We start from the raw sequence: 1,456 nt of genomic DNA, 5'->3' as shown, positions 1-1,456 counted from the left end.
GAACCGCCCGTCCGTGTGAGGAAGTCGCACGGAAACGCATGTCGTGGTCCTGTGACAGAAGTGTGACCGGAGGGGGACCAGTGACGGACGGCGGCGCCTGGCCATTTGCGGGCTGGCCGGCAGGAACGCCCCAGGATCGACCGACGGCGATACGGTCGTGGGTGACCTCGCCGTCGTCCAAGCCTCGAAGCCCAGCGAGAGCCGGTCGGTAAACGGATCACCGCCCGTCCCGCCCTGAGGTCAAGCTCGGGGCACGAGATGACGCTGCCCATCGCCTCCCCCGGCGCGGCCTCGGTCGTCGGGGCGGGAACGTCGGGCCCGCCGGACCTGGTCGTAACGGAGCTGCTCATGATCCACGTAGAGAAGCCATGAGCCCGATGCTGCCCGAACCGTCCCCATCTGTCACAGGGGTGCCAAATCCCCTGCCGTAGTCAGCGCGGTGGTTACTTGCGCCACATGGGCAGCATCCAAGTCTGGCTCGGCATCCCGGTCGCGGTCGCCGGCCTGTAGCCATAGTCGGCCGAGAAGCCAGGTTGGTGGAACCCGCAGTATTGGCAGCGCGTGTCGGGCCGCTTCACGATGGAGCTGTTGGAGAAAAAGCGGGGCAGTGCGGGCTGTCGTGCAGAAAATGCTCCAACGGTCAGGGAGGGGAGCTGGATGACGTCGGGCGGTGGCTGCGAATGCCGTACCGGCGCCGAAGGTGCAGCTCCCGGCACCGGTCCTACGGACGCCGTGCGCAGGACGGCCGAGTCAGCAGTAGGCCTTCGCCGTCTCCGAGAACCGGGCGAACGCGGCCTGGGTCCCGGCCCCGGCCACCCCGTCGATCGGCCCGGTGTAGCCCCAAGCGCGCTTGAGAGCTCGCTGCAGCGCCATCACTGTCTGGGGACCGACGACACCGTCGATGGCACCGTTGTAGTCGGAGTAGTCCTGGGCGGCGAGATAGCGTTGCATGGCCTTCCAGCTGTTGGTGCCCAGTGCCCCGTCGATCGCGCCGTTGTATTCCCAGCCATAGGCGAGAAAGCACTGCACATGCTTGGCCTGGGTGGTGGTCAGGCCGAGGTTGACCACGGCGGTCGCCGCCTGCGGAGCGACAAGGGGCGGCGCGGGGACCGCGTATGCGGCACTGGAGGCGCCCACGGTGGTCAGGGCGGCGATGACGACGGCGGTGGCGAGGGACTTCGCCAGAGCGCGGTGACGCATCAGAATTCGTCCTTCTTGGTTGGCGGTTGATTGCGAAGCGAGTCGCCGCGTTCCTGCGCCGTCGGACTTGGTGGGCTGGTGGGCCGATGTCTCAGGCGACCGTCGACTCCGGAGCCGGTCACGATCTGCACTGCCCTGGGGTGGAGTGAATCCGGGGCCTAAGACATCGTCTCATTTGGAATGCTGGGTAGTCTGCACCGTGTGGTGATGGTCGAGCGCATGGTGCCGGACGAGTTGTGGGAGCTGTTCCAGCGGG

At 67.2% G+C, this 1,456-nt stretch carries 1 protein-coding gene; it reads right to left on the bottom strand.

The genetic code is table 11. The annotated features are described in order from the left end of the window. Nucleotides 1–750: 750 nt before the first annotated feature. Nucleotides 751–1,200 carry a peptidoglycan-binding protein gene (locus AB0O67_RS37320; RefSeq protein WP_365460563.1) on the bottom strand — a complete coding sequence of 150 codons (450 nt, stop codon included), beginning with the start codon at nucleotides 1,198–1,200 and terminating at the stop codon, nucleotides 751–753. Nucleotides 1,201–1,456 lie beyond the last annotated feature (256 nt).

This window comes from Streptomyces sp. NPDC086077, assembly GCF_040686175.1.
In the GTDB taxonomy this organism is placed as follows: domain Bacteria; phylum Actinomycetota; class Actinomycetes; order Streptomycetales; family Streptomycetaceae; genus Streptomyces.
Note: the sequence above shows the minus strand (reverse complement) of the source record. Positions and strands in the feature narration are given on the sequence as shown.